Raw genomic sequence first — 24,221 nt, forward strand, 5'->3', positions numbered from 1 at the left:
GTTCTCCTTCGTCGTCGCCCTCATGCTGGGCGCCGGTACAGAGCGGGCGGAAGCGGAGCGTTCATCATGGGAGAGCCGCTCCCTGGCTCGGCCCGCCGGCGGCGCGGCAGGATGGAGCCATGGAACGAGAGCAGCTCGCCGACTTCCTGCGCCGCCGCCGCGAGGCGATCAGGCCGGCCGAGGTGGGCCTGGCCGACAGCCCCCGCCGCCGCACCAGTGGCCTGCGCAGGGAGGAGGTGGCGATGCTGGCCGGCATGTCGGTCGACTACGTCGTACGCCTGGAGCAGGGCCGCAGCAGCCAGCCGTCCACGCAGCTGCTGGGCGCGCTGGCGCGGGCGCTGCGCCTGTCCGACGACGAGCGCGACCACCTGTTCCACCTGGCAGGGCACCGTCCGCCGCCCGCCGACGGGGTGGCCCGCCTGGCCCGCGCCGGCCTGATGCGCATGCTCGACCTGCTCGGCGACACGCCTGCCGTGGTGCTGTCGGACCTGGGCGAGATGCTCGCCCAGAACCGGGCCGCCCTCCTGCTGATGGGCGATTTCACCCGCTTCTCCGGCGATCGGCGCTACCTCGTGTACCGCTGGTTCACCGACCCGGCCGCGCGCGCCGCCCACCCGCCGGAGGAGCAGGAGCATCAGGCCCGCCAGCAGGTGGCCGACCTGCGCGCGGTCGCCGGCCGCCGGGCCGGTGACCCGGTGGTCGCCGGGCTCGTCGACAGGTTGCTGGCCGCGAGCGCCGACTTCCGGCGGCTGTGGGCGGAGCACGAGGTGGCCGTCCGGCGCGCCAACCGCAAGACGCTGCTGCACCCTCGGGTGGGGCGGCTGGTGATGGACTGCGAGACGCTGTTCACCCCCGACCAGGGGCAGCAGCTGCTGGTGCTCAGCCCGGCGGACGACGAGACCCGCGAGCGGCTGGAGCTGCTGCGGGTGCTCGGCCTCGAAGAGTTCCCCGCCGGGACGACAGGTGGCGGCGCCCGGCGCTGAGCCGGCGGCGGGCGGGCCGACTGGGCGGTCGAATGCGGATCTACCTGGGATTATGATCGGCCGCATGGCGCTGCGACTTGTTCAGGTGAATTTCAAGGCCGGGGATGACTCGGCGCTCGGCCGGTTCTGGGCGCAGGCGCTCGGCTGGCGGATGTCGAGCGAGGCGCCCGGCGTGACCAACCTGGAGCCGGAGGGCTTCGACTGGCCCGACCCCGGCGCGTTCTACCTCGACCTCGTCGCCGTCCCCGACCCCGAGACGGTGCGGTACCGCGTGCACCTCGACCTCGCCACCACCTCCCCTGCCCACCAGGCGGAGCTGGTCGCGCGGCTGAAGGAGCTCGGCGCGACGCCCGCCGACGTGGGCCAGGGCGACGTCCCGTGGGCGGTGCTGGCCGACCCGGAGGGCAACGTGTTCTGCGTGCTGGAGCCGCGGGAGATCTACCGCGACACCGGGCCGATCGCCGCGGTGGTGGTCGACTGCGCGGACCCGCGGGCCATGGCCCGGTTCTGGGGCCAGGCGCTGGACGCGACCGTGCACGAGGTGAGCGACGATCTCGCGCGGCTGCGCTCCCCCAAGGGGGCCGGGCCGTACCTGGAGTTCCTGCGCACCACGCCCGGCGAGCGGAGCGTGCGCAACCGCATCCATCTCGACCTGCTGCCCGACCCCATCGACGGCCAGGAGGCGGAGGTGTCCCGGCTGCGGGCGCTCGGCGCCGTCCCCGCCGACGTCGGCCAGGGCGACGTCTCGTGGCGGGTCCTGGCCGACCAGGAGGGCAACGAGTTCTGCGTCCTGGGACGAGGTTGACTGGGAGGGGCTGACTGGGAGGGGCTGACGCGGAGCTTGCGGGCGGCGGGAGGAGGACCTTAAGAGTTCGGTAAGCCCGCTCCGCGAAGCTGAAGCCACATCGGAAACGACGTGGCCCCCGGCCAGAAGGAGCACCATCATGAGGACGATCGCGGCGAGCCTGTTCATCTCCCTCGACGGCGTGGTCGACGAGCCCGGCGAGTGGCACTTCCCGTACTTCAACGACGAGATGGGCGCGGCCGTCACCAGCCAGATGGCCGACACGCTGCTGCTGGGCCGCAAGACCTACGACAGCTTCGCCGGCGCCTGGCCCGCGATCGAGGCCGAGGGCGGCGAGGACGCCGGCTACGCCAAGACGCTCGGCGACGCCCGCAAGATCGTGGTCTCCCGGCAGGACCTGCAGTTCACCTGGCGCAACTCCGAGGTGCTGCGGGGCGACCTGGCCGAGGCCGTGACCGCGCTGAAGAACGAGGAGGGCGGCCGGATCGCGGTCAGCGGGTCGGTCTCGGTGGTCCGCCAGCTGCTGCAGGCGGGGCTGCTGGACGAGCTGCACCTGCTGGTGCACCCGATCGCGGTGCGCAAGGGCGAGCGGCTGTTCGACGAGGGTGACAGCACCATCCCGCTGGAGCTGATCAAGTCGGAGACGTTCTCGACGGGCGTGCTGTACCTGGTCTACCGGCCCGCCAAGACCTCCTAGGACGACCTTCCAAGATCGCCGTCTGATGCGGCAGACTCGTCGCCTGACCGAGGAGGGAATCAGATGGCTGATCGCCAGGCCATGGAGCGCGTGTGGGAAGCGCACACCGCGGCCGAGTTCGAGACGCGCGACGTGGACGCCACGATGCGCACGATGACGGACGACCCGGCCGTCCTGCACGTGCCGACGGGCATGGGCGGCACCGGCTACGAAGGCGTCCGCGACTTCTACCGGCGCTGGTTCGTCGGGCGGAACGCCGCCGACATGTCGATCGAGTCGCTGAGCCGCACCGTCGGCGACACCACCATCGTCGACGAGATGCTGATCACCTTCACCCACGACATCGAGATCCCGTGGATCCTGCCCGCCGTCCCGCCGACGGGCAGGCGGGTACGCGTCCCGGTGATCGGGATCGTGGGCTTCGAGGGCACGGCGGTCGCCAGCGAGCGCATCTACTGGGACCAGGCCGCGGTGCTCGCCCAGGTGGGGCTGCTCGACGACGAGACGGTGAGCCGGTTGCCCATCGCCGTGTCCCCCCACGGCCTGCTGGACGGAACGGTGGCCCCCAACCAGCTCGCGCAGCCCCGGTAGCCGGTCCTCCTCAGGGTTTGTGGCGCCTTTACGCCCCGCGGAGCGTCCTCGAATCGAGCAGGGGGTAGGCCGTGGCGAGTAACGCCTGACCGCCGCAGGAGGGGCCCGGCATGCTCGATCCCGATCCACCGTTCCGCCCGATCCGCAGGCACGAGGGCTACCTGCCGCTGGAGGACCACGGGCTGATCGGCGACGGCGCCACGGCGGCCCTGGTCGGTCTCGACGGGTCGATCCCGTGGTTGTGCCTGCCGGACTTCGACAGCGAGCCGCTGCTGTGCGGCCTGCTCGACCACGAGCGGGGCGGGCACTTCACCGTCACGATCGAGGAGCTGCAGGAGGCGCGGCACTACTACGAGCCCGACACCGCGGTGCTGGTCACCGAGCTGCGCGGCCCGGCGGGCGTGGTGCGGATCACCGACGCGCTGGCCCTGCGGGCCGGCGCCGACCTCAGCGACGACGCGGGCGCGGGCCGGCGCGAGCTGGTCCGCTGCGCGGTGGTGCTGGCGGGCACCGTCCGCCTGCGCGTGGTGCTGCGCCCCCGTGACGGCGGGCAAGGGCAGGTCCGGGCCAGCGGCCTGCAGGTGCAGGCGTCGCGGCGGCCCGATCTGCGCCTGCACCTGCGGGCCGGCCGGCCGCTGGACTCCCTGGACTCCGTGCACGAGCTGGCGCGGGGCGAGCGCCTGGAGCTCGTGCTGTCGTGGGGCCGCATCCACCGCCACCACCGGTTCGACCCCGAGGCGATGCTGCGCGACACCGCCGAGGCGTGGCGCCGCTGGATGCGGCACTGCCGGTACGACGGCCCGCAGGAGCCGCTGGTCCGGCGGGCCGCGATCACGTTGAAGCTGTGCGACGACTGGGTCAACGGCTCGCTGGTCGCCGCTCCCACGTCCTCCCTGCCCGCGCCGATCGGCGGCGTGCGCAACTGGGACTACCGCTACGCCTGGATCAGGGACGCGGCCTACGCCGTGTTCGCCCTGCGCCGCATCGGCTTCGACGGCGAGGCGGACGCCTTCCTCGGCTGGGTGCTCGACGCCTTCGAGCAGAGCCGGGTGCCCCGCATCATGTACACCTTGCGCGGCGACACCGTACCCGACGAAGTGCGGGACACCGGGCTGGAGGGCTACCGGGGCTCGGCGCCCGTGCGGTGGGGCAACGGCGCGGCCGACCAGCGCCAGCACGACGTCTACGGCGAGGTGCTCGACTGCGCCGCGCAGTGGCTGCGCTCGGGCCGCGAGATCCAGCCCGCGCTGTGGTCCGACCTGGCGGAGCTGGCCGAGAGCGCCGCCACCGCGTGGCGGCAGCCCGACCAGGGCATCTGGGAGGTACGCAGCGAGGGCCGGATCTTCACCTACTCGACCGGCATGTGCCAGGTGGCGCTGGACAGGGCCGCGACGATCGGCGAGCAGCTCGGCCTGCCCGGACCGGTCGCACGCTGGCGCGCCACCGCCGACGAGCTGCGCCGGCTCATCCTGGAGCAGGCCTGGAACGAGGACGAGCACTGCCTGAGCGAGCACCTGGACGGGTGCGGCGGGCTGGACGCCAGCCTGCTCGCGCTGCCGCTGCGGCAGGTCGTCCCGGCCGATCATCCCCGGATGGCGGCCACCACGGCGGCCGTCGCCGAGCGCCTGTCCGCCGGTGACGGGCTGCTCTACCGCTACCTGCACGACCACTCACCCGACGGCCTGCCCGGTGACGAGGGCGCCTTCCTGCTGTGCAGCTTCTGGCTGGTCGACAACCTCGCCCTGCAGGGCCGGGTCGAGGAGGCGGAGGAGCTGTACACCTCGCTGTGCGCGCGGGCCAGCCCGCTGGGGCTGCTGCCGGAGCAGATCGACCCGGGGACGGGGGCGTTCATGGGCAACTTCCCGCAGGCGTTCAGCCACATCGGGGTCATCGCCAGCGGTGTCACCCTCGCCCGTGCGAAGCAGGCATGAGCAGGACGGGCACGGAGGGGACGGCAAGGGTGATCAACCGATTGGCGGTCTTCGGCGCCACCGGCGACCTCAACGCGCGCTACCTGCTGCCGGCGCTGGCCGCCCTGCGCGCGGACGGCCGGCTCGGCGACCGCTTCGAGCTGACCTGCGTGGACCGGGCCGGCTGGAGCGAGGAGGAGTTCCGGCGCTGGGCGGCCGAGCAGCTGGACCTGCACGGCGCCGCCGCGCCCGCCGAGGCCAGGAAGTCGGTCGCGGAGTCCGTCCGCTACCTGCGGGCGGACGCCACGTCGGCCGCGGACGTCGGGCCGGCCGTCGCCGGCGACGGTCCGGTGGCCGTCTACCTCGCCCTGCCTCCGGCGGTCTTCCCCGGTACGGTGACCGCCCTGCGGGACGCGGGCCTGCCCGGGGGCAGCCGGATCGTGCTGGAGAAGCCTTTCGGCGAGGATCTGGCCAGTGCGGTGGCGCTGAACCGGCTGCTGTCGGAGGTGGTGCCGGAGCAGGCGGTCTTCCGGGTCGACCACTTCCTGGCCATGACGACCGTGCAGAACGTGCTCGGCAGCCGCCTGGCCAACCGGGTGCTGGAGCCGATCTGGAACAGCGCGCACATCGCCGAGGTGGAGATCGTCTGGGACGAGTCGCTCGCGCTCGAAGGCAGGGCCGGCTACTACGACGGCGCCGGAGCGCTCAAGGACATGGTGCAGAACCACCTGCTCCAAGTGCTGTGCCTGGTGGCCATGGAGCCTCCGCTCAGCCTCGGCGAGCGGGACCTGCGCGATCGGAAGATCGACGTGCTGCGCTCGGTGCGCCCGCTGACCGACGACGACGTCGCCCGCCGTACCCGCCGGGCCCGTTACCTGGCGGGCCGTGTCGCGGGCCGGGACGTGCCCGCCTACGCCGAGGAGGAGGGCGTGGACCCTGGGCGCCGTACCGAGACGTTCGCCGAGGTGACACTGGAGCTGGAGAGCTGGCGCTGGTCCGGCACGACCTTCCGGCTGCGCACCGGCAAGGCGCTCGGCCGTGACCGCAAGGAGGTCGCGGTCCGCTTCCGGCAGGTGCCGTACCTGCCTCACGGCCTCGGTGCGGAAGCGGCGCCGAACGTGCTGCGCTTCGGGCTGGAGCCGGAGAGCATGACCCTGGCGCTGACCGGCATCGGCGCCGGCGCCGGCACCCTGGCGCCGCTCACCCTCACCGCGCAGCCGCCGCCACCCGGCCTGCCCGCCTACGGCCGGCTGCTGCTGGACGTGCTGCGCGGCGACGCCGCCCTGTCCATCCGCGGCGACGAGGCGGAGGAGGCCTGGCGGGTCCTCGAACCCGTCATCTCGGCCTGGTCCAGGGACCTGGTGCCGCTCGACGACTACCCGGCCGGATCGCACGGCCCCGCCATGAGGGAGGTCGGCTGATGTCCGCGACGGAACACTCCACGGACGGCCTGCGCAGCCAAGCCTGGTGGGACAACGCGGGCAACCCGGAGATGACCGCGCTCTACCTCGAACGCTTCCTCAACTTCGGGCTGACCCCCGACGAGCTCCGGTCGGGCCGGCCCGTCATCGGCATCGCGCAGACGGGCAGCGACCTCGTGCCCTGCAACCGCCACCATCTCGACCTGGCCGGCCGGGTCAGGGACGGGATCCGCGACAACGGCGGGATCCCGCTGGAGTTCCCCGTCCACCCGCTGCAGGAGACCGGCAAGCGCCCGACCGCCGCGCTGGACCGCAACCTCGCCTACCTCGGGCTGGTCGAGGTGCTGTACGGCTACCCGCTCGACGGGGTCGTCCTGACGACGGGCTGCGACAAGACCACGCCCGCGTGCCTGACGGCGGCGGCCACCGTGAACCTCCCGGCGATCGTCCTGTCCGGCGGGCCCATGCTGAACGGCTACCACCAGGGCCGGCGGATGGCCGCGTCGGGCTCGGGGCTGGTGATCTGGCAGTCGAAGCGGCTGCTGGCCACCGGGGAGATCGACTACGACGAGTTCATGGCACGCGTGTGCGCCTCCGCGCCCAGCATCGGCCACTGCAACACGATGGGCACCGCGCTGTCGATGAACAGTCTGGCCGAGGCGCTGGGGATGTCCCTGCCCGGCTGCGCGGCGATCCCGGCGCCCTACCGCCGGCGGGCGCAGATGGCCTACGAGACCGGCCGCCGGGCGGTGGACCTGGTCCGCGAGGACCTCACCCCGCGCAAGATCATGACGATGGCGGCCTTCGAGAACGCGATCGTGGTCGCCTCGGCGCTCGCCGCCTCCACGAACGTGCCCGTCCACCTCAACGCCATCGCCCGGCACACCGGGGTGCCGCTGACCATCCAGGACTGGCAGCGCGTCGGGGCCGACGTCCCGGTGCTGGCGAACGTCGCCCCCGCCGGCGAGTTCCTCGGCGAGGACTTCTACCGCGCCGGCGGCGTGCCCGCCGTGATGTGGTCGCTGCTGCAGGCGGGGCGCCTGCACGGGGACGCCCTGACCGTCTCCGGCCGTACCGTGGCGGAGAACCTGGCCGAGGCCCCGGCCTCGGACCCGGAGGTGATCCGCCCCTTCGCCGAGCCGCTCGCCGCCCGGGGCGGGCTGCTCGTCATGACGGGCAACCTGTTCGACTCCGCGGTCATGAAGACCTCGGTCCTGCCCGACGGGTTCCCCCTGGTGTCCGAGTACCGCGCCATCGTCTTCGAGGGCCCCGAGGACTACCACGCCCGCATCGACGATCCCGGCCTGGGCGTGGACGCCGGCTGCATCCTCGTCATCCGCTACACCGGGCCGATCGGCTATCCGGGCTCGGCCGAGGTGGTGAACATGGAGGTGCCCGCCGCGCTGCTGCGGATGGGCGTCACCACGTTGCCCACGCTCGGCGACGGCCGCCAGAGCGGCACCTCCGACGCGCCGTCCATCCTCAACGCCAGCCCGGAGGCGGCGGCCGGCGGCAACCTGGCCATCCTGCGCACCGGCGACCGCATCCGCGTCGACCTCGGCGACGCGCGGGTGGACGTGCTGCTGACGGAGGAGGAGATCGCCGAGCGGTGGGCGGGGCACACGCCGCCGGTGCTGGAGAACCAGACCCCGTGGCAGGAGATCTACCGCGCCACGGTCGGGCAGCTCGACGGCGGCGGCTGCCTGGAGCTGGCCCTGTCGTACCACGACCTCGTCCACACCAAGGGGATTCCACGTGACTCGCACTGAGGCCAGGGGCACCATCATGATCGCCGACTCCGACTTCGGCGACGTGGACATCGAGCGCGAGATCGTCGAGGGCGCCGGGTTCGAGCTGCTCGCCGCGCAGTGCAAGAGCGAGGACGAGGTGATCGAGCGGGGCCGCGCCGCCGACGGCGTGCTGACCCAGTACGCCCGGGTCGGCGCCCGCGCCATCGACGCCTTCACCCGCTGCCGGGTGATCGCCCGCTACGGCACGGGCGTGGACATCGTGGACGTGGACGCCGCGACCCGGCGGGGCATCCAGGTCACCAACGCGCCGAACGAGTGGTGCGCCGAGGAGGTCGCCGACCACGCCGTCGCGCTCTGGCTGGCCGCCGCCCGCAAGATCTGCGTCTACGACCGGGCCACCCGGGAGGGCGAGTGGCGGTGGCAGAGCGGGCAGCCGATCCAGCGGCTGCGGGGACGGGTGTTCGGGCTGCTGTCCTTCGGCGCCATCGCGCAGCTCGTCGCCGCGCGGGCGCAGGCGTTCGGCGTCGAGGTCTGGACGCACGACCCGTTCGTGGAGGAGGACGTGCCGCGCTCGCGTGGGGTGCGGCCGGTGTCCTTCGACGAGCTGGTGGAGGGCGCCGACTACCTGGTGATCCAGGCGCCGCTCACCCCTGAGACGCACCACACCTTCGACCGTGCGACGTTGCGCCGGATGAAGCCGACCGCCGTTTTGATCAACACCGCGCGCGGGCCGATCGTGGAGGACGCGGCGATCCACCAGGCGCTCACGGAGGGCTGGATCGCCGGCGCGGCCCTGGACGACCTGGAGGAGGAGCCCGCCAAGCAGCGCGACTGGCGCCCGCGCAACCCCCTCTTCTCACTGCCCGACGTGATCATCACGCCGCACGCCGCCTACTACTCCGAGCAGGCCGTCGCCACGGTGCGGCGGGTCGCGGCGGAGGAGGCCGTACGGGTGCTGACGGGGCAGGCCGCCCGGCACCCCGTCAACGACCTGACCGCCGCCGGCCCGGACCCGGGCTGATCGCCGGGCCTCAGCGCACCCGGCGGACGGCCGGGCTCCTCATGTCAGCGGTCGCATCAGTACGGCGTCGGTCCCGTATCAGACCACTCGGCGATGGTTGGTCCATCGAAACCGGGGGCAGCGCCCACCGCCAGCACGAGGAGCACACACCATGTCCATCACCCTTTCCGAGCAGGACCAGCTCACCCTCCGGACCGCCGCGTGGGGCGCCGTCTCGCTGATGAGCGCCGCCGGTGCCGCCGGCTCGCCGCACCGGGCCGCCACCGAGGGCTCCATCGCGCTGACGTCCGCGACCGGCCTGGTCGGGCACGTGCTCGCCAAGGCGCCGAAGGGGCTCGGCGGCAAGAGCGTGGCCGAGCTCGCCGACCAGGTGCTGCCCGCCCTGACCGCGTCCATGAGCCTGCTCAACGAGCAGGCGCCGGAGGAGGCCGGCAACTTCCGCCGCACCGTCCTCGTCGCCGTCGAGGCGGCCACCCAGCCCCAGCGGGGCGAGCCCGGGCCTGTCATGGCGGAGATGGCTCGCAAGATCACCGAAGCGCTCGACGCCGCCGCCGCACCGGACCGCCCCGAGCTGCGCACGATCATGCAGGAGATGGTCGACGCCGGCATCGTCGGGGTGACGCTGCGCGTGCGCGACGAGCGGGGTGAGTGGACCGCCGCCGCCGGGCTGGCCGAGCTGGGCGGGACCGCGGAGCCGCCGCTGGACGGGCACGTCCGGATCGGCAGCAACACCAAGACCTTCACCGCCACCGTGGTCCTGGCCCTGGTGGCCGAGGGCAAGATCGCACTCGACGCCCCGGTGACCGGCTACCTGCCCGAGTTCGGCCTGGACGAGCGGATCACCGTACGGATGCTGCTCCAGCACACCAGCGGCATCTTCAACTTCACCGGCGAGTACTACGAGGACGGCACGTTCGCCCCCGGCATCCCCGCCACCCCCTCCGGCAAGGAGTGGGTGGACAACCGCTTCCGCTCCTACACGCCGGAGGAGCTGGTCCGGCTGTCGCTGTCGAAGCCGGCGCGCTTCGAGCCCGGCACCGACTGGAGCTACGCCAACACCAACTACGTGCTGGCCCGGCTGCTGATCGAGAAGGTCACCGGCCGCAGCGTCGCCGAGGAGATGCGGCGGCTCATCCTGGAGCCGCTCGGCCTGACCGGCACCGTGCAACCCACCACGGAGACCGACATCCCCGCCCCGCACGCCCACGCCTACTACCGCTACGAGGAGGACGGCCAGACCCGGACGGTCGACGTCACCCGGCACAACCCGTCCTGGATCTCCAGCGGCGGCGACATGATCTCCACCAGCCGCGACCTGCAGACGTTCATCACCGCGCTGGTGACCGGCAGGCTGCTGCCCGCCGACCTGCTGGCCGAGATGTGCACCCCCGAGGCCAAGGTCGGCTACGGCCTGGGCGTCTTCGTCCAGCCCGCGCCCGGCGGCGGCACCCTCGTCTCCCACAACGGCGGCTCCGCCGGCCACGCCGCCCTCATGTACGCCACCCCGGACGGCGCCACCACCCTCACCGCCACCCTCAACTACGTCGACGACGCGGCGCTGTCCATGGCGGCGGCGTTCCAGGAGGCGACGCAGAAGCTCGTCCAGGAGGTGTTCGGCGGCGGGCAGGCTCAGTGACGCGATGACCGCCCGGCGGCGGGCAGGCTCAGCAGGGCGATGACAGCCCGGCGGCGGGTGGCTGCTTCCGGCAGCTCACCCGCCGCCGCCCGTTTTCACCGAAAATCGTTTGCCCCGCACGGCAGGGCTCGGAGAACCTGTTGCCCATGATGCTCTGACGGACAGCACCCCAGCACTCCGAGATGCCACGGCGCCCCTGCGTCGTGCCGCCCCCGACCCTGTTCATGCGAAGAGAGCGTCTTTGTCTCAGCAACCCTCCGGGCCGGCCACGGTCACCGTGTTCGCCTCCCCCACGAGCTGGATCGAGTCCGACGCCGTCGCGCAGTGCCACCAGGTGGCCGCGCTCGACGGGATGACGCAGGTGGCCGGCATGCCCGACCTGCACCCCGGCAAGGGCGCCCCCATCGGCGCCGCCATGACCTCGACGGTCCTGTACCCGTTCCTGGTGGGCTCCGACATCGGGTGCGGCATCGCCGTGTTCCCCGTCCGGCTCAAGCGGGCCGTGCCGGAGAAGCTGGCCGCCCGCTTCCCCGACCTCGACCGGGCCCTGGACCCCGAGCGGGACGCCGACGACCCCGCCTGGGCCGTGGTGAAGGGCGACCTCCCCGCCGGATACGTCGAAAGCCTCGGGACCGTCGGCCGGGGCAACCACTTCGTCGAGCTGGCCCGCATCGGGACGGTCTTCGAGCCCGCCCACGCCGACCGGCTCGGCCTCGCCGGCGGTGACCTGGTGCTCATCGTCCACAGCGGCTCCCGGGGGCTGGGCGAGCGGATCCTGCGGGCGCACACCGAGGTCCACGGCGCCGGTCCCGCCCCCGACCCCGCCGCCTACCTGGCGCAGCACGACGAGGCCGTGCGCTGGGGGTCGCTCAACCGGCGGCTGCTGGCGGCGCGGGTGGCCCACGCGCTCGGGTTCGAGCCCGCCGAGCCGATCCTCGACCAGTGCCACAACTCGGTCGAGGTGCGCGACGGGAGCTACCTGCACCGCAAGGGGGCGGCGCCGGGCGACGGCTGCGACGTGCTCATCGCCGGGACCCGCGGCACCCCTTCCTACCTGGTGGCCGCGCACTCCGGGGCGGGCTCCGGGCGTTCCGTGGCGCACGGGGCCGGGCGCAAGATGTCTCGGGCCGACGCCCTGCGCAGGGGGAAGGCCAAGCACACGGTGGAGGAGCTGCGCCGGACGCCGGTGGGGTCGCTGGTGGTGTGCGGTGACCGGCAGCTGCTCTTCGAGGAGGCGCCGACGGCCTACAAGCGGATCGAGCAGGTGATCGACGACCTCGTGCAGCATGGGCTGGCCACGCCGGTGGCCACCACGGTCCCGCTGGTCACGTACAAGACCGCTGACCACGGAAGCCGCCGCAAGGGGGGCGAGCGTGAGCGGGACCGCCGTGAGCGGGGGCGAGCGTGAGCGGGACCGCCGTGAGCGGGGGCGAGCGTGAGCGGAAGGCTGCCATGAGTCTCCACCTGCTGTTGTCGGCCGGGCGGGGGCCGCAGGAGTGCGCCTGGGCGCTGGCCGAGCTGGTACGGCGGCTGGAGGCCGACGCCGCCCGGCGCGGGCTGGACACCCAGCGGGTCGAGAGCGTCCCCGGTGACCGGCCCGGCACCTACCGGTCGGTTCTCGTCCGGATCGCGGGTGACGGCGCCGAGCCGTTCGCCGCCTCCTGGACCGGCACCCTGTGCTGGCAGGCCCCCAGCCCGTACCGGGCCCGCGCCGGGCGCAAGAACTGGTACGTCATCGCCCGGCCGTGCCGGATCGACAGCCCGCGCACCACGTTCGCCGAGGCGGACGTCGAGATCGTCGCCTGCCGCACCGGCGGGCCGGGCGGTCAGCACAGGAACAAGGCGAGCACCGCCGTGCGGGCGACGCACCGGCCCACGGGGATCGTCGTCGTGGTGGACACCGAGCGGCAGCTCAGCCTCAACCGCCGCATCGCCCTGCGGTTGCTGCGCGAGCGCGTCGAGCACGGTGACGACGTGGCCGAACGCGCCGTCGTCACCGCCCGCTGGCGCATCCACGACGAGCTCGTCCGTGGCAACCCCACCCGCGTCGAACGCCCGGACCCACCCGCGCAACGCACCCGCTGACGGGAGCGTTCCCCAGCGGTCAGGCGGCGGGCCAGCGCGGTGGGGCCGGGGCGGCCTGTTCGAGGCCAGCCCAGTCCTCCCGCGCCGGCGCGAACGCCTCCACCACCACCGCCCCCTCCGGCCCCGCCTGGACCTCGTGGGGCACGTTCGCGAGGATGCGCCAGGAGCCACCGGGCCCGAGGTCCCGGCTCTCCTCCCCCACGCGGAAGGTCAGCGTGCCCTGCAGGCACAGGCCGAGTTGCTCGTTGTGGTGACGGTGCTCGGGGACCAGGCCGCCCGGGGGCAGCTCGACGACGGCGAGGGTGAGCTGCTCGCCGTGGATCACGCGGGCCAGGACATCCTTCCAGATGCGGGTGGGCGCGATGGCGTTCAGGTCGGTCAGCATGGGACGGCTCCGTACACGGGTGTGGTCCATTCGGGATGGGCGGGGTCCTCGCGGCGGCTGATCGCCTGCAGCAGGCGCTGCACGGCGAGCGTCGTCCCGCCCGGCTGCCCGTCGCCGACGGGCCGGCAGTCCACCTCGACGACCGGGGCGACGAGCACGGCCGTGCCGCACAGCAGGGCCTCGTCGCAGGAGTAGAGCTCGGAGCGGTGCACGCGCCGCTCCTCGACGGCCGCGCCGGTCAGCTCGCGCAGCAACTGCATGACCTGCCGGCGGGTGATGCCGGCGAGGATGTCGTCCGTGGCGGCCGGGGTGGCCCAGCGGTCGCCGGTCCTGATGAGCAGGTTCGAGGTGGTCGCCTCGGCCACGTGGCCGTCGCCGGTGAGCATGATCGCCTCGTCGAAGCCGTTGCGTACGGCGTCGGTCTTGGCCAGGGCGGGCCCGACGTAGCTGCCGATCACCTTGGCCCTGTTCGGCACGGCGGCGTCGGCCGTCCTGCGCCAGGCGCTGACCATGCAGCGCACGCCGCGCCGGTCGATGTAGTCGCCCGGCATGGGTGTCGCGGCCAGGTACAGGCGCGCGCCGCTGTCGTGCATCCGGACGGCGAGTTGCCGGTCCGCCTGCAGCAGGAGCGGGCGCACGTAGGCGTCGGCGCGGACGCCGTTGCGGCGCAGCAGCTCGGCGGTGAGCCCGGCCAGCCGGTCCGGGTCGTACGGCAGCACCAGCCCGAGTATGCGGGCCGATCGCGCCATCCGCTCGTAGTGGGCCCGCGCCTCCAGCAGGTAGAGCTCCTGGTGATCCGGGTTCCAGCAGGCTCTGATGCCTTCGAAGGTGCCCGTGCCGTACGAGACCGCGTTGGCCAGGAGGCTGAGCCTGGACTCCCGCTCCGGCACGAACGCGTCCTCCGCGTAGACCTCGTCGTAGGGGGTTCCGAATCGCATGCCGCCAGGATGCGCGCCGCCGTCCGTTAAGGACAATCGACAGCTGCTTAAGGAAGGGTTTAGCGTTTTCGCATGCTCGACCTAGCAAGGCTCCGGGTGTTGCGGGAGGTGGCCCGGCACGGGTCGCTCACCCGCGCCGCCGCCGCGCTGTCGTACACCACCTCGGCGCTGTCGCAGCAGATCTCCGTGCTGGAGAGGGAGGCGGGGGCGCGGCTGTTCGAGCGGCACGCCCGGGGGGTGCGGCTGACGGAGGCCGGGCGGGCGCTCCTGGCGCACACCGAGCGCATCATGACGGAGCTGCGCGCCGCCGAGAGCACGCTGGCCGCGATCGGCGCCGGGGACGGCGGGCGGCTGCGGTTCGGGTCGTACACGACGGCCAACGCCACGCTCATGCCCATGGCCGTACGCGCCTTCCTGCGCGAGCGGCCCGCGGTCTCGGTGGAGCTGGTCGAGGCCGACCGGGACGAGGCGGTGGCGGCCGTGGCCGCGCACGAGCTGGACCTGGCGCTGGTGTACGAGTTCCCCGCCGTGCCCCTGGTGGTGCCGGCGAACGTCGAGGTGCGCCGGCTGCTCACCGATCCCCTGTACATCGCGCTGCCGCCGGGCCACCACCTGGCGGGGCGCGAGCGCGTCCGGCTCGCCGAGCTGGCCGGCGAGCGGTGGATCCAGGGGGTGCACCGGGGGTCCACCCTCGACGTGCTGCCGCGGGCGTGCCGGCAGGCGGGGTTCGAGCCGGTCATCGCGTTCAGGACCGATGATCAGATGACAGTCAGGGGGCTGGTCGCGGCGGGGCTGGGGGTGGCGCTCGCGCCCTTCCTCACGCTGCCGGCGACCGCTCCCGATCTCGTCGTACGCCCGCTCGACGAGCCTTTGCTGACCAGGACCGTGATGACGGCCGTGCCCGCGCAGGAGCACCGGCTGCCCGCCGCCGTGGCGATGATCGAGCACTTGCGGACGGTCGCGGCGGAGCTTCAGGCGGCACGGGGGTGACGCAGGGACGCCGCGCGAGCCGGTTGGATCCCGGAGCAGCTCAGCCCCAGAGGTGGGCCATGCGCCGCCGGTAGCGGGCTCCGGTCAGGGCATGGAGCAGCAGCAGCGGCACGGGTGAGTTGCCGCGCAGGTGATCCTCGACGTCGGGCGGCAGCTCGGCGGTGATCCAGGCGGCCAGCTCGACCAGCTCGCGCAGCCCGTACCGCCGCAAGAGACCTCGGCGGCCGGCCGCGTGCTCCCGTGGCAGGACGTGCGCCATCATCAGCGGCACCCCATCGGTCTCCGTGCGCGCCAGGTGCGCGCCGAGGGTCTCGGCCAGCGCCCGCAGCGCGGCCAGGAGCCGGTCGCGGCCCTGCTCGGACGGGCCGGCGTCGAAGGCGTGGAAGGCGTCGGTGCTCTCCAGGACCCAGCGGTCGCAGGCCGCGTGCCCGGCCGCCAGCGTGTCGATCGTGGCGACCGCCTCCGGTGCCCGCTCCCGCAACCGTGGCCAGGTCGTCTCGTGCTCGGTGGTGCGGTGGTGGTGCAGCACATGCAGCACCCACGCGTGGTGCTCGCGCAGGGCGGTGATGCGCCGGCGGTCGTCGAGGCGGATCCGGCCGACGGTGGTGAGCAGGTGGCCGAGGTCGCGGCGGAAGGCGTGGTGCGCCAGGTACCTGGTGCTCATGTCGAGCGGGCCCGGGGCGGTGGCGGCCTGGCCGGGCAGGGTGATCTGCGGCAGCTCCGGGTGTTCTGCGGTCCACATCGCACGTACTCCTTCGTCGCATGGCGGGGCAAGCGTGCGGGAGAGCGCTTGCACGGCGCTTGGCCGGCTCTTCCGGCGGGCTTGAGCGGCCCGCCAAGCAGCGGGCGGTGCCGGCCCGGTTGCTGGCCGCGGGTGGTGAGGTCGTCTCCACCGATCGCTTCATCGAGGGCCTGTGGAGCGGTCAGGCGCCGCCCCGTCCCCCGCTGACGCACGTATGCCCGGCGCCCAGGAGGGTAGACGCCTGCTCCTGAGCAGGCGGACAGGGAGGGGCGGGATGCGCCGGTTGCTGGCGATCGTCAACTCGGCGGCGGGCGGCGCCGACGACGAGGTGGTGTCCGAGGTGCTGTCCGTGCTGGCCGAGCACGCCGACACCGTGGAGGCCCGCGTCGGCGGCCCGGCCGAGCTGCCCGAGGCGCTGGCCGAGCATCCGGATCGCGATCCCGTCGTCCTGGGCGGCGACGGGACGCTGCACCGCCTGGTCGAGGTGCTCGCCGAGCGGGGCGAGCTGGGGAGCCGGACCGTCGGGCTGGTCCCGCTGGGCACCGGCAACGACCTGGCCCGCGCGCTCGGCGTGCCCCTGGACCCCGCCGAGGCGGCTCGGGCCGCGGCCCTGGGCGAGCCCCGGCCGCTGGACCTGCTCCGCGACGACGAGGGCGGCATCGTGGTCAACGCCGTGCACCTCGGGGTCGGCGTCGAGGCGGCCAGGGCGGCCAAGCCGCTCAAGCCGGTGCTGCGCCGCTTCGCCTACGCGGTGGGCAGCGTGATCGCGGGTGTCCGTACCAAGGGGGTGCCGCTCAGGGTCGAGGTGGACGGCCGGGTCGTCGCGGACGGGCGGCGCAGGGTGCTGATGGCCGGGATCGGCAACGGCACCTCCATCGGCGGCGGCACGCCCCTCACCCCCGACGCCCACCTCTCCGACGGCCTCGCCGACGTGGTCGTCTCCTTCGCCACCAGCCCGCTGCAACGGCTGCTGTACGGCGTGCTGCTCCGACTCGGCCGGCACACCCGCAGGCCGGAGGTGACGACGGTACGCGGTGCGCGCATCCGCGTGTCCGGCCCCGGCCTGCGGCTGAACGCCGACGGCGAGCTGACAGGGCCCGTCCCCGCGCGGACGTGGACCGTCGAGGCGCGCGCCTGGCGGCTGGCCCTCGATCAGCCCCGTTCCGGGACGGCGTAGCGGCGCTCCAGCTCGTTGTGCTCGCCGAGCCCGATCAGCGTGTTGAAGGCGTCGAAGTCCAGCAGCTCCGCCCGCGTCGCGCGGGTGTCGCCCTGGCCGGCCAGGGCCCGCAGGTGGTCCCGCCTGCCCTTGGCGGCGGCGAACCCGGCCCCGAGCGAGAACAGGGCCAGCGCGTACCCCATCTCCTGGGGCTCGCGCGTGCTAAGCAGCGGAGTCGGACACCATGGGGCCGAGGCTGACGCGACAGAAGCGGCGCCGGCCCGGCTGGCACAATGCCCGTCATGCACAAATCAGAGCTCCACCACTACCTCAAGACCGCCCGCGAATCCCTTGTGTGGAAGCTCGACGGCCTCTCCGAGTACGACGTCCGCCGCCCCCTGACCCCCACCGGCACCAACCTGCTCGGCCTGGTCAAGCACCTGGCCAGCGTCGAGCTCGGCTACTTCGGCGACAGCTTCGGCCGCCCGCACGGCGAGTCGCTGCCGTGGTTCGAGGAGGGCGCGGAGGCCAACGCGGACATGTGGGCGACGCCCGGTGAGTCCCGCGAGGAGATCGTCTCCCTGTACCGCCGCGCCTGGGCCCACGCGGACGCCACGATCGAGGAGCTGTCCCTGGACGCGCCCGGCCACGTCGCCTGGTGGCCGGCCGAGCGCAACCCCGTCTCCCTGCACCTCGTCCTCGTCCACGTGCTCGCCGAGACCAACCGCCACGCCGGTCACGCCGACATCGTCCGCGAGCTGATCGACGGCTCCGTGGGCCGCCGGGACGGCGACGTCCTGCCGAGCGACGACCAGGGCTGGTGGCAGGACTACCGCGAACGCCTCGAACAGGCCGCCCGGCAGGCCCGAGGAGCCTGATCAGCCGAGGAAGCCCACGACGGCCGAACCCGGGTCGAGGCCGGCGGGCAGGACGGTCGGGGGAGCAAGGGCGCCGGTCCTGGCCGGGTCCACGTCAGAGCATGTGCCTGATCGGCCCCGGCATCTCGGGCACGGGCTGCTCCATCAGCTTGTCCGCCTCCGCGCGGGTCAGCAGGTGCGTCTCCAGCAGGGTCGTGAAGCAGGCGTGCCAGTCCCTTCGGGCCTCGGCGTGCCGGCCCAGGGCATGCAGGGTCTGGCCGGACCACCAGGCGGCCACGGCGTAGCCGATGCGGTACCCGGCCTCCCGCAGCAGCGCCAGCGCCACCGCGTAGGCGTCGGCCGCCTCGGTGAGGCGGCCGGCGTGCATCAGGGCGCGGGCCAGGCTCTCACGGCTCACCCCCTCGCCGTACAGGGTGCCGCTCCACTGCGCGACCGCCGCCCTGGCCTGCGCGATGGCCTCCTCGAACCGGTCCTGCCTGAAGAGCACGTGCACGCGGTTGTTCAGTACAGCGCCGCGCGCGTAACCGTCGCCGACCTCCTCGACGATCTCCAGTGCGCGTGACAGGTTGGCGTCGGCGAGGTCGAGCCGCCCCAGCACGGTGTAGTTGATGCCGAGGTTGTTGTAGGACCCCATCCTCCGGTGCGGCAGCCCGGCCGCCTCCCAGCACGTCACCGCCCGCTTCAGGTGCTGGATGGCCTGCTCGTGACGGCCCTGGTCGCGGTACACCCAGCCCAGGTAGTTCTCCGCCTGCGCCTGGCCGGCCCGGTCCCCGTGCCGTTCGGCCAGCTCGATCGCCTTGAGGTGCACGTCCGTCAGGTGGGTGACCCAGCCGCGGAAGTTGAACGGCATGTGCAGCCCCAGCGCCAGCCCGATGGCGGTGTGCGGGTCGGCCGACTCGGCCGCCTGATGGGCCACGGCGAGCAGGTTGTCGCGCTCGGCCTCGGTCCACTCCCTGGCCTCGCGGGCGTCGGCGAGCGGGACGCCGGGCTGCTCGGCGCCGTAGTAGGGCTCCATGACCTGGGGGTGCACGAGCTGCGTGGCGGTGTTGACCGTGGCCAGGTAGTGGTGCAGGCCGTGGCGCAGCGCCGCCGCTCGGTCCCGCTCCGGCAGCTCGCGGTCGGCCTGCTCGCGGGCGTACAGGCGGATCAGGTCGTGGAAGCGGTACCGGCCGCGCCCCACGGACTCCAGCAGGCGGGCGCCGCGCAGCCGTTCCAGCGCCGCCTCCGCCCGGGACTCGGGCCAGCCGGCCAGGGCGGCCGTGGCGGCGGGCGTGTGGGTGGGCGTGTCGAGCAGGCCGAGGAGCGGGAGGGCGCGCGCGGCGTCGTGGCCGCTCGGCTCCTCGCGCAGGTGCCGGTGGCTGACCGCGATGCTGGCGCGTACGGCCAGGTCGTCGTACTGCAGGGTGTCCAGGCGGCGGGTGGCGTCGGCCAGGCGGTCGGCGAGGTCGGCCAGCCGCCAGTCGGGCCGCGCCCGCAGCCGGGCGCCCGCGACCCGGATGGCCAGCGGGAAGCCGCCGCACAGCCCGGTGATCTCCGCGGCGGACTCCGGCTCGCGCTGGACGCGGTCGGGGCCGGCGATCCTGGCCAGCAGCGTGACGGCGTCGCGGTCGCCGAGCCGCGCCAGGTGCAGGTGACGGGCGTCGTCGAGGGTGGACAGGGCGTAGCGGCTGGTGATGACGGTCCGGCAGCCCGGGCCCGCCGGGATCAGTGGCCGTACCTGGTCGGCGTCGAGCGCGTTGTCCAGGATGACGAGCAGGTCGCTGGCCGCGGTGAGCGACCGGTAGCGGGCGACCGCCTCGTCCAGGCCGGTCGGTACGGCGGAGCCGTCCAGCCCCAGCGAGCGCAGCAGGTGGCCCAGGGCGTCGGGCACGGGCAGCGGCTGCACGCCGGGGGTGGCGCCGTTGAGGTTGACGTAGATGACGCCGTCGCGGAAGCGCCCGGCCGTGGCGTGCGCGACGTGCACGGCCAGCGCGGACTTGCCCACGCCGCCGGGCCCGTCCACGACGGCGGCGCCCTCGTGCCGCAGCGCCTCGCGCAGCCACTCCACCTCCTCGTGCCGGGCGGTGAACGACCGGGTGTCGGCGGGCAGCTCGGCGGGGACGATCGTGGCGGCCTGCGCGGGCGTGCCCAGCTCCAGCGCGGGGTCCCTGGTCAGGATGGCGTGCTGGAGCCGGCGCAGCCGGGCACCCGGCTCCAGGCCCAGCTCCTCCACCATGACGGCGCGTCCCTGCTGGTAGACCGCGAGCGCGTCGGACGGCCTGGCCGCCCGGTAGAGCGCCAGCATGAGCTGGGCGCGCGGCCCCTCCCTGAAGGGGTGGGCCTGGACGTGCCGGGTGAGGCCGGCCAGCACCGCGTCGTGCTCGCCGGCGGCCAGCCGCAGCTCCATGTGGTCCTCGAAGACGGCCAGGCGTTCCTGTTCCAGGCGCCTGGACTCGATCTGCGCCCAGGGGTCCGCCAGCTCGTCCAGGGCCCGCCCCCGCCACAGGGCCAGCGCCCGGCGGAACAGGCCGTCGGCGGCGCCGGGGTCGCGGCGGTCGCGGGCCATCCTGGCCTGGCCGGCCAGCAGCGTGAAGCTGTGCGCGTCCACCTGATCGCGGTGCAGGTCGAGCAGGTAGCCGCCGGGCACGGTCGCGATCAGGCCGGGGGGCAGCAGCTCGCGCAGCTTCGACACCACGATGTGCAGCTGCTTGCCGGCCGTGGCCGCGGCGCTCTGTCCCCAGACGTCGGCGATGAGCTGGTGCGAGCTGACGGGCCGGCCGGCGTCCAGCGCCAGGCGTGCCAGCACGGCGACGCGACGGCGGCCTGCGAGCTGTACGGGCTGTCCGTCCACCTTCGTCTGCCAGGGTCCCAGGAACCCGATCTCTACTGTCATCAGGGTATGGAGCCTAGAAAGGCGCGGTATATCGCCGGTATGTCGTGCCGCCGGTATGCCGACGGTATGTCCGGCCACGTCCGCGGCCCGATCGTGTTGACAGCCATGGCGGCGGCTGGCGGAATGGGCGTCCTTACTTTTCGGAAGGAAACCCGTGCGTCCAGCTCGTATCGCGGCCGCCGCCGTCCTGGCGGCCGCCGTCTTGTGCGTTCCGCAGCCCGCGCAGGCGGCCGTGTTCAAGCACCCCGGCGTGCTGGTCAGCCGCGCCCAGCTCGACTTCGTCCGGGCCAACCTCGGCAACGAGCCGTGGAAGTCCGCCTGGGCCTCCCTGCAGCGCAGCGCGCAGGCCTCGCTCTCCTACACGGCCAAGCCGCGCGCGACCGTGGACTGCGGCCCCGGGTCGAAGCCCGACAACGGCTGCTCGGACGAGCGCAACGACTCCATGGCGGCCTACACGCACGCATTGCAGTGGTACCTCACCAAGGACGCCCGCTACGCCAAGAAGGCGATCCAGATCATGGACGCCTGGTCGGCGGTGATCAGCAAGCACACCGGGAGCAACGCCCCGCTGCAGACCGGCTGGGCGGGCGCGAACTTCTCCCGCGCCGCCGAGCTGATCAAGCACACCTACCCCGGCTGGGCCCAGGCCGCCCGGTTCGCCGGCAAGCTGCGCAGCGTGTACCTGCCGGTCGTGATCGCCGGCGCGCCGAACAACAACGGCAACTGGGAACTGATCATGACGGATGCCGCCATCGGCATCGCCGTGCACCTGGACGACCGCGCCTCCTTCGACCGGGCGGTCGCCACCTGGCGCGGCAGGCTGCCCGCCTACGTCTACCTGACGACGGACGGCTCGGTGCCCAAGGCGCCGCCCAGGAGCACCTACGACACCAAGGCCGAGATCATCGACTACTGGCACGGCCAGCAGACGTTCGTGGACGGCCTCACCCAGGAGACCTGCCGTGACTTCTGGCACAGCGGCTGGGGCCTGGCGGCCATCGCGCACGTCGCGGAGACGGCCGGCCACCAGGGCGTGGACCTGTACTCCACGGCCAAGCACCGGCTGCGGCGGGCGATGGACCTGCACGCCCGCGTGCAACTGACCGGAACGGTGCCGTCGTGGCTGTGCGGCGGGAAGGTCAAGGCCGATCTCGGGGCGCACTACGAGGTGGGCTACAACGCGCTGCACCAGCGGCTCGGCTACGACGACATGCCGTACGCCACCCAGTGGGTGGAGCGCAAGCGCCCGGTGGGGATGTCGCACTTCCTGGCCTGGGAGACGCTCACGCACGCGCGGAACCCGCAGTACGCCGGGATGGGCCTGTCGGCCACGCCCGACTTCGACGCCGACGGCGTGGGCGACCTCTTCTCGACCGCCACCGGCACGCTGACCGTCTGGAACGGGCGGGGCGACGACACGTTCGGCCCGCCCGCCACGGCCGGCGGCGAGTGGAGCGGCTTCTCCCGGCCGGTCGCCGGCGACTATGACGGTGACGGCCTCACGGACCTGCTGGCGGTCAAGAAGGACACCCACACCCTGCACGTCTGGAACGGCCAGGGCGGCAACAGCTTCGGCCCGGCCACCGAGCTGGGCCCCGGCTGGGAGCCGTACGCGGACTCGCTGGTGACGCTCGGCGACATCAACCAGGACGGCCGTACGGACCTCGGCGCCGTACACAGCCGGACCGGGGTGTTCACCTTCTGGAACGGCAAGGGGGGCAACGCCTTCGGCTCCGGCACGCCGATCGGCGGTGGCTGGACGGGCTTCTCCCGGCCGGTCGCCGGCGACTTCGACGGTGACGGCATCGGTGACCTGCTGGCCGTGAACGAGGACACCCACGTCCTGCACGTCTGGAACGGCAGGGGTGCCAACAACTTCACCGGCGCGGCCGAGGTCGGGCCCGGGTGGGAGCCGTACGCGGGCTCACTGATGTCCCTCGGTGACGTCAACGGCGACGGCCGCCCGGACGTGGCCGCCGTGAACGCCGAGACCGGGACCCTGTACGTCTGGAACGGCAGGGGCGGCAACAAGTTCGGCTCGGCCACCAGCGTCGGCGCCGGCTGGAAGACCTCCTTCTGAACACGAGGAAACCCCCGGGCTCCGGGGGTTTCCCGCATGCCGGTCAGAAGTACGCGGACCAGCCGGAGCCGACGGCGGTGCCGGGCCCGAACCGGTTGGCGCCCCTGCCGTTCCAGACGTAGAGCGTGTCGCCCTGCCTGGCCGCGAGGTCGGCGTACCCGTCCCCGTTGACGTCCCCCACGGACATCAGCGAGGCCGCGTACGGCTCCCAGCCGGGGCCCAGCTCGGTGGCGGGGCCGAACGTGTTGCCGCCCCGCCCGTTCCAGACGGTCAGCGTGCCGGTGGCGGTCGAGAAGAGGCGTCGCCCACGCCGTCGCCGTCGAAGTCCGGCGCGGCCGATCCGGTCATCGCGGCGTAGTGCGAGCGCAGCTCCGTGCCGGACAGCTCGCGGTTGTAGACGGCGAACTTGCCGATCGCCCCCTTGAAGAAGGACTGCCCGTCACGGGTGCCGACCCGGACCGGCGCCGAGCCCGCCCTGGGCTTGATGATCACCTGGTCGGCCGTGCCGGGGCGGTAGGCCAGGTGGTCCGTGCCCGCCAGCACGCCGTCGCGGTAGATGCGCACCTTGCCGTAGGAGCCCTCGGCCGTGTCGAACGTGATCGCGTAGTGGATCCACTCGTTGACCTTGAGCGGCTGCTGGAAGTACGCCCCGGCGCCGAGGCCGCCGTCGAGGTTCCACGCGTATCCGGAGACGCGGTTGGGGCGGTTCTCGTCGTTCGTCTTCGAGTACATGCGGCCCGCCCACTCGCGGTTCCCGCCGGTGCCCGACTTCGTGCCCTTGCCCATGAAGTAGACGTAGCCGGTCTGCTCCTCGTCGGGGAACTGCAGGGTGTGCGGCCTGATCCAGGCCTCCACGGTGAACGAGCCGGTGGTGGAGATGTGGAACTGCTTGGCGGTGGGGATCTCGAAATATCCCGACGAACCGTTGAAGACCGAGGCGCCGTCCAGGTTCGGCAACCGGACCGTGCTGGTGACACCGCGGAAAGTGCCCTTGTGGCCGTTGCCGGTGCGGTCGGTCTCCGTACCGTCGGAAGGGTGCGACAGCCGCCAGTAGGCGACCGGGCGGTGCGAGAGCACCAGCTTGTCGTAGGCACTCAGGCCGGAGGCGCTCGCCGTGGCCGGGTGCGGCAGGCACAGCAGCGACGTGCCCAGGCCCGCCGCGGCGAGCAGGCGGGCCGTCCTGCCTGTGCTCATGAGTCCTTGCATCACGGGCGGCAGACTAGGAAACGGCGGTATGGCGCCGGTATGCCCGGCGGGCTCGCACTCAGTACAGTGGCGGG

The 24,221-nt window shown here is 73.3% G+C and carries 22 protein-coding genes; 15 read left to right on the forward strand and 7 right to left on the reverse strand.

Going from position 1 to position 24,221, the window contains the following annotated elements; all coding sequences use genetic code 11:
- The first annotated feature begins 119 nt into the window (after positions 1–119).
- The 11 genes from LCN96_RS51475 (at position 120) to prfH (ending at position 12,900) form a co-directional block, all read left to right on the forward strand.
- Positions 120–983: a helix-turn-helix transcriptional regulator gene (locus tag LCN96_RS51475; protein WP_225269681.1), complete on the forward strand. Its 864-nt coding sequence runs from the start codon at positions 120–122 to the stop codon at positions 981–983.
- Between the two features lie 64 nt (positions 984–1,047).
- On the forward strand, positions 1,048–1,788 hold the full coding sequence (locus LCN96_RS51480) for a VOC family protein (protein WP_225269682.1): 741 nt from the start codon (positions 1,048–1,050) through the stop codon (positions 1,786–1,788).
- A 139-nt stretch (positions 1,789–1,927) separates the two neighbouring features.
- Positions 1,928–2,485 carry a dihydrofolate reductase family protein gene (locus LCN96_RS51485; protein WP_225269683.1) on the forward strand — a complete coding sequence of 186 codons (558 nt, stop codon included), beginning with the start codon at positions 1,928–1,930 and terminating at the stop codon, positions 2,483–2,485.
- Positions 2,486–2,548: 63 nt separating this feature from the next.
- Positions 2,549–3,076, forward strand: coding sequence for a nuclear transport factor 2 family protein (locus tag LCN96_RS51490; RefSeq protein ID WP_225269684.1), 528 nt, complete (start codon positions 2,549–2,551; stop codon positions 3,074–3,076).
- A gap of 110 nt (positions 3,077–3,186) precedes the next feature.
- On the forward strand, positions 3,187–5,007 hold the full coding sequence (locus LCN96_RS51495; protein WP_225269685.1) for a glycoside hydrolase family 15 protein: 1,821 nt from the start codon (positions 3,187–3,189) through the stop codon (positions 5,005–5,007).
- A 29-nt stretch (positions 5,008–5,036) separates the two neighbouring features.
- Positions 5,037–6,407, forward strand: a complete 1,371-nt coding sequence (locus LCN96_RS51500; protein ID WP_263657412.1) for a glucose-6-phosphate dehydrogenase — start codon at positions 5,037–5,039, stop codon at positions 6,405–6,407.
- Complete coding sequence (locus LCN96_RS51505) at positions 6,407–8,176, forward strand: IlvD/Edd family dehydratase (protein ID WP_225269687.1); 1,770 nt, start codon at positions 6,407–6,409, stop codon at positions 8,174–8,176. Before LCN96_RS51500 ends, LCN96_RS51505 begins: the two co-directional genes overlap by 1 nt.
- Positions 8,163–9,179 (forward strand): C-terminal binding protein, encoded by a 1,017-nt coding sequence (locus LCN96_RS51510; protein ID WP_225269688.1) that lies wholly within the window; start codon positions 8,163–8,165, stop codon positions 9,177–9,179. The genes LCN96_RS51505 and LCN96_RS51510 overlap by 14 nt, the downstream gene beginning before the upstream one ends.
- Positions 9,180–9,330: 151 nt before the next feature.
- Positions 9,331–10,815 (forward strand): serine hydrolase domain-containing protein, encoded by a 1,485-nt coding sequence (locus tag LCN96_RS51515; RefSeq protein ID WP_225269689.1) that lies wholly within the window; start codon positions 9,331–9,333, stop codon positions 10,813–10,815.
- Between the two features lie 241 nt (positions 10,816–11,056).
- Positions 11,057–12,223: an RNA ligase RtcB family protein gene (locus tag LCN96_RS51520; RefSeq protein ID WP_225269690.1), complete on the forward strand. Its 1,167-nt coding sequence runs from the start codon at positions 11,057–11,059 to the stop codon at positions 12,221–12,223.
- Positions 12,224–12,267: 44 nt separating this feature from the next.
- Positions 12,268–12,900 carry a peptide chain release factor H gene (prfH, locus tag LCN96_RS51525; RefSeq protein ID WP_225269691.1) on the forward strand — a complete coding sequence of 211 codons (633 nt, stop codon included), beginning with the start codon at positions 12,268–12,270 and terminating at the stop codon, positions 12,898–12,900.
- 19 nt (positions 12,901–12,919) lie between these two features.
- On the opposite strand, the gene LCN96_RS51530 is transcribed toward prfH, so the two are convergent.
- Positions 12,920–13,285: a cupin domain-containing protein gene (locus tag LCN96_RS51530; RefSeq protein ID WP_225269692.1), complete on the reverse strand. Its 366-nt coding sequence runs from the start codon at positions 13,283–13,285 to the stop codon at positions 12,920–12,922.
- Entirely contained in the window at positions 13,279–14,223 is a 945-nt protein-coding gene (locus LCN96_RS51535; RefSeq protein WP_225269693.1) for an aminotransferase class IV, read from the reverse strand. The genes LCN96_RS51530 and LCN96_RS51535 overlap by 7 nt, the downstream gene beginning before the upstream one ends.
- A gap of 72 nt (positions 14,224–14,295) precedes the next feature.
- Between LCN96_RS51535 and LCN96_RS51540 the strand changes: the two genes are divergently transcribed.
- Positions 14,296–15,213: a LysR family transcriptional regulator gene (locus LCN96_RS51540; RefSeq protein WP_225269694.1), complete on the forward strand. Its 918-nt coding sequence runs from the start codon at positions 14,296–14,298 to the stop codon at positions 15,211–15,213.
- A 40-nt stretch (positions 15,214–15,253) separates the two neighbouring features.
- On the opposite strand, the gene LCN96_RS51545 is transcribed toward LCN96_RS51540, so the two are convergent.
- On the reverse strand, positions 15,254–15,955 hold the full coding sequence (locus tag LCN96_RS51545; protein WP_225269695.1) for a hemerythrin domain-containing protein: 702 nt from the start codon (positions 15,953–15,955) through the stop codon (positions 15,254–15,256).
- A 274-nt stretch (positions 15,956–16,229) separates the two neighbouring features.
- Between LCN96_RS51545 and LCN96_RS51550 the strand changes: the two genes are divergently transcribed.
- On the forward strand, positions 16,230–17,132 hold the full coding sequence (locus tag LCN96_RS51550) for a diacylglycerol/lipid kinase family protein (RefSeq protein ID WP_225269696.1): 903 nt from the start codon (positions 16,230–16,232) through the stop codon (positions 17,130–17,132).
- Here LCN96_RS51550 and LCN96_RS51555 read toward each other — a convergent pair.
- Entirely contained in the window at positions 17,108–17,314 is a 207-nt protein-coding gene (locus LCN96_RS51555; RefSeq protein ID WP_225269697.1) for a hypothetical protein, read from the reverse strand. The two genes, LCN96_RS51550 and LCN96_RS51555, sit on opposite strands and share 25 nt — an antisense overlap.
- 99 nt (positions 17,315–17,413) lie before the next feature.
- Here LCN96_RS51555 and LCN96_RS51560 point away from each other — a divergent pair, with 99 nt between their 5' ends.
- On the forward strand, positions 17,414–17,989 hold the full coding sequence (locus tag LCN96_RS51560) for a DinB family protein (RefSeq protein WP_225269698.1): 576 nt from the start codon (positions 17,414–17,416) through the stop codon (positions 17,987–17,989).
- A gap of 94 nt (positions 17,990–18,083) precedes the next feature.
- Here LCN96_RS51560 and LCN96_RS51565 read toward each other — a convergent pair whose 3' ends face one another.
- The gene (locus LCN96_RS51565) at positions 18,084–20,861 is read right to left on the reverse strand and encodes an AfsR/SARP family transcriptional regulator (RefSeq protein ID WP_225269699.1); all 2,778 of its coding nucleotides are present in this window, start codon (positions 20,859–20,861) and stop codon (positions 18,084–18,086) included.
- A gap of 154 nt (positions 20,862–21,015) precedes the next feature.
- Here LCN96_RS51565 and LCN96_RS51570 point away from each other — a divergent pair, with 154 nt between their 5' ends.
- Positions 21,016–22,941 (forward strand): FG-GAP-like repeat-containing protein, encoded by a 1,926-nt coding sequence (locus LCN96_RS51570; protein ID WP_225269700.1) that lies wholly within the window; start codon positions 21,016–21,018, stop codon positions 22,939–22,941.
- A 43-nt stretch (positions 22,942–22,984) separates the two neighbouring features.
- Here LCN96_RS51570 and LCN96_RS57595 read toward each other — a convergent pair whose 3' ends face one another.
- Both LCN96_RS57595 and LCN96_RS51580 read right to left on the reverse strand, forming a co-directional pair.
- A complete protein-coding gene (locus LCN96_RS57595; protein ID WP_225276250.1) occupies positions 22,985–23,281 on the reverse strand; it encodes an FG-GAP repeat domain-containing protein in 297 nt (98 codons plus the stop codon).
- Positions 23,212–24,135 (reverse strand): LamG domain-containing protein, encoded by a 924-nt coding sequence (locus tag LCN96_RS51580; RefSeq protein WP_225269701.1) that lies wholly within the window; start codon positions 24,133–24,135, stop codon positions 23,212–23,214. The genes LCN96_RS57595 and LCN96_RS51580 overlap by 70 nt, the downstream gene beginning before the upstream one ends.
- Positions 24,136–24,221: the final 86 nt, after the last annotated feature.

This window comes from Nonomuraea gerenzanensis (assembly GCF_020215645.1).
Taxonomy (GTDB): Bacteria; Actinomycetota; Actinomycetes; order Streptosporangiales; family Streptosporangiaceae; genus Nonomuraea; species Nonomuraea gerenzanensis.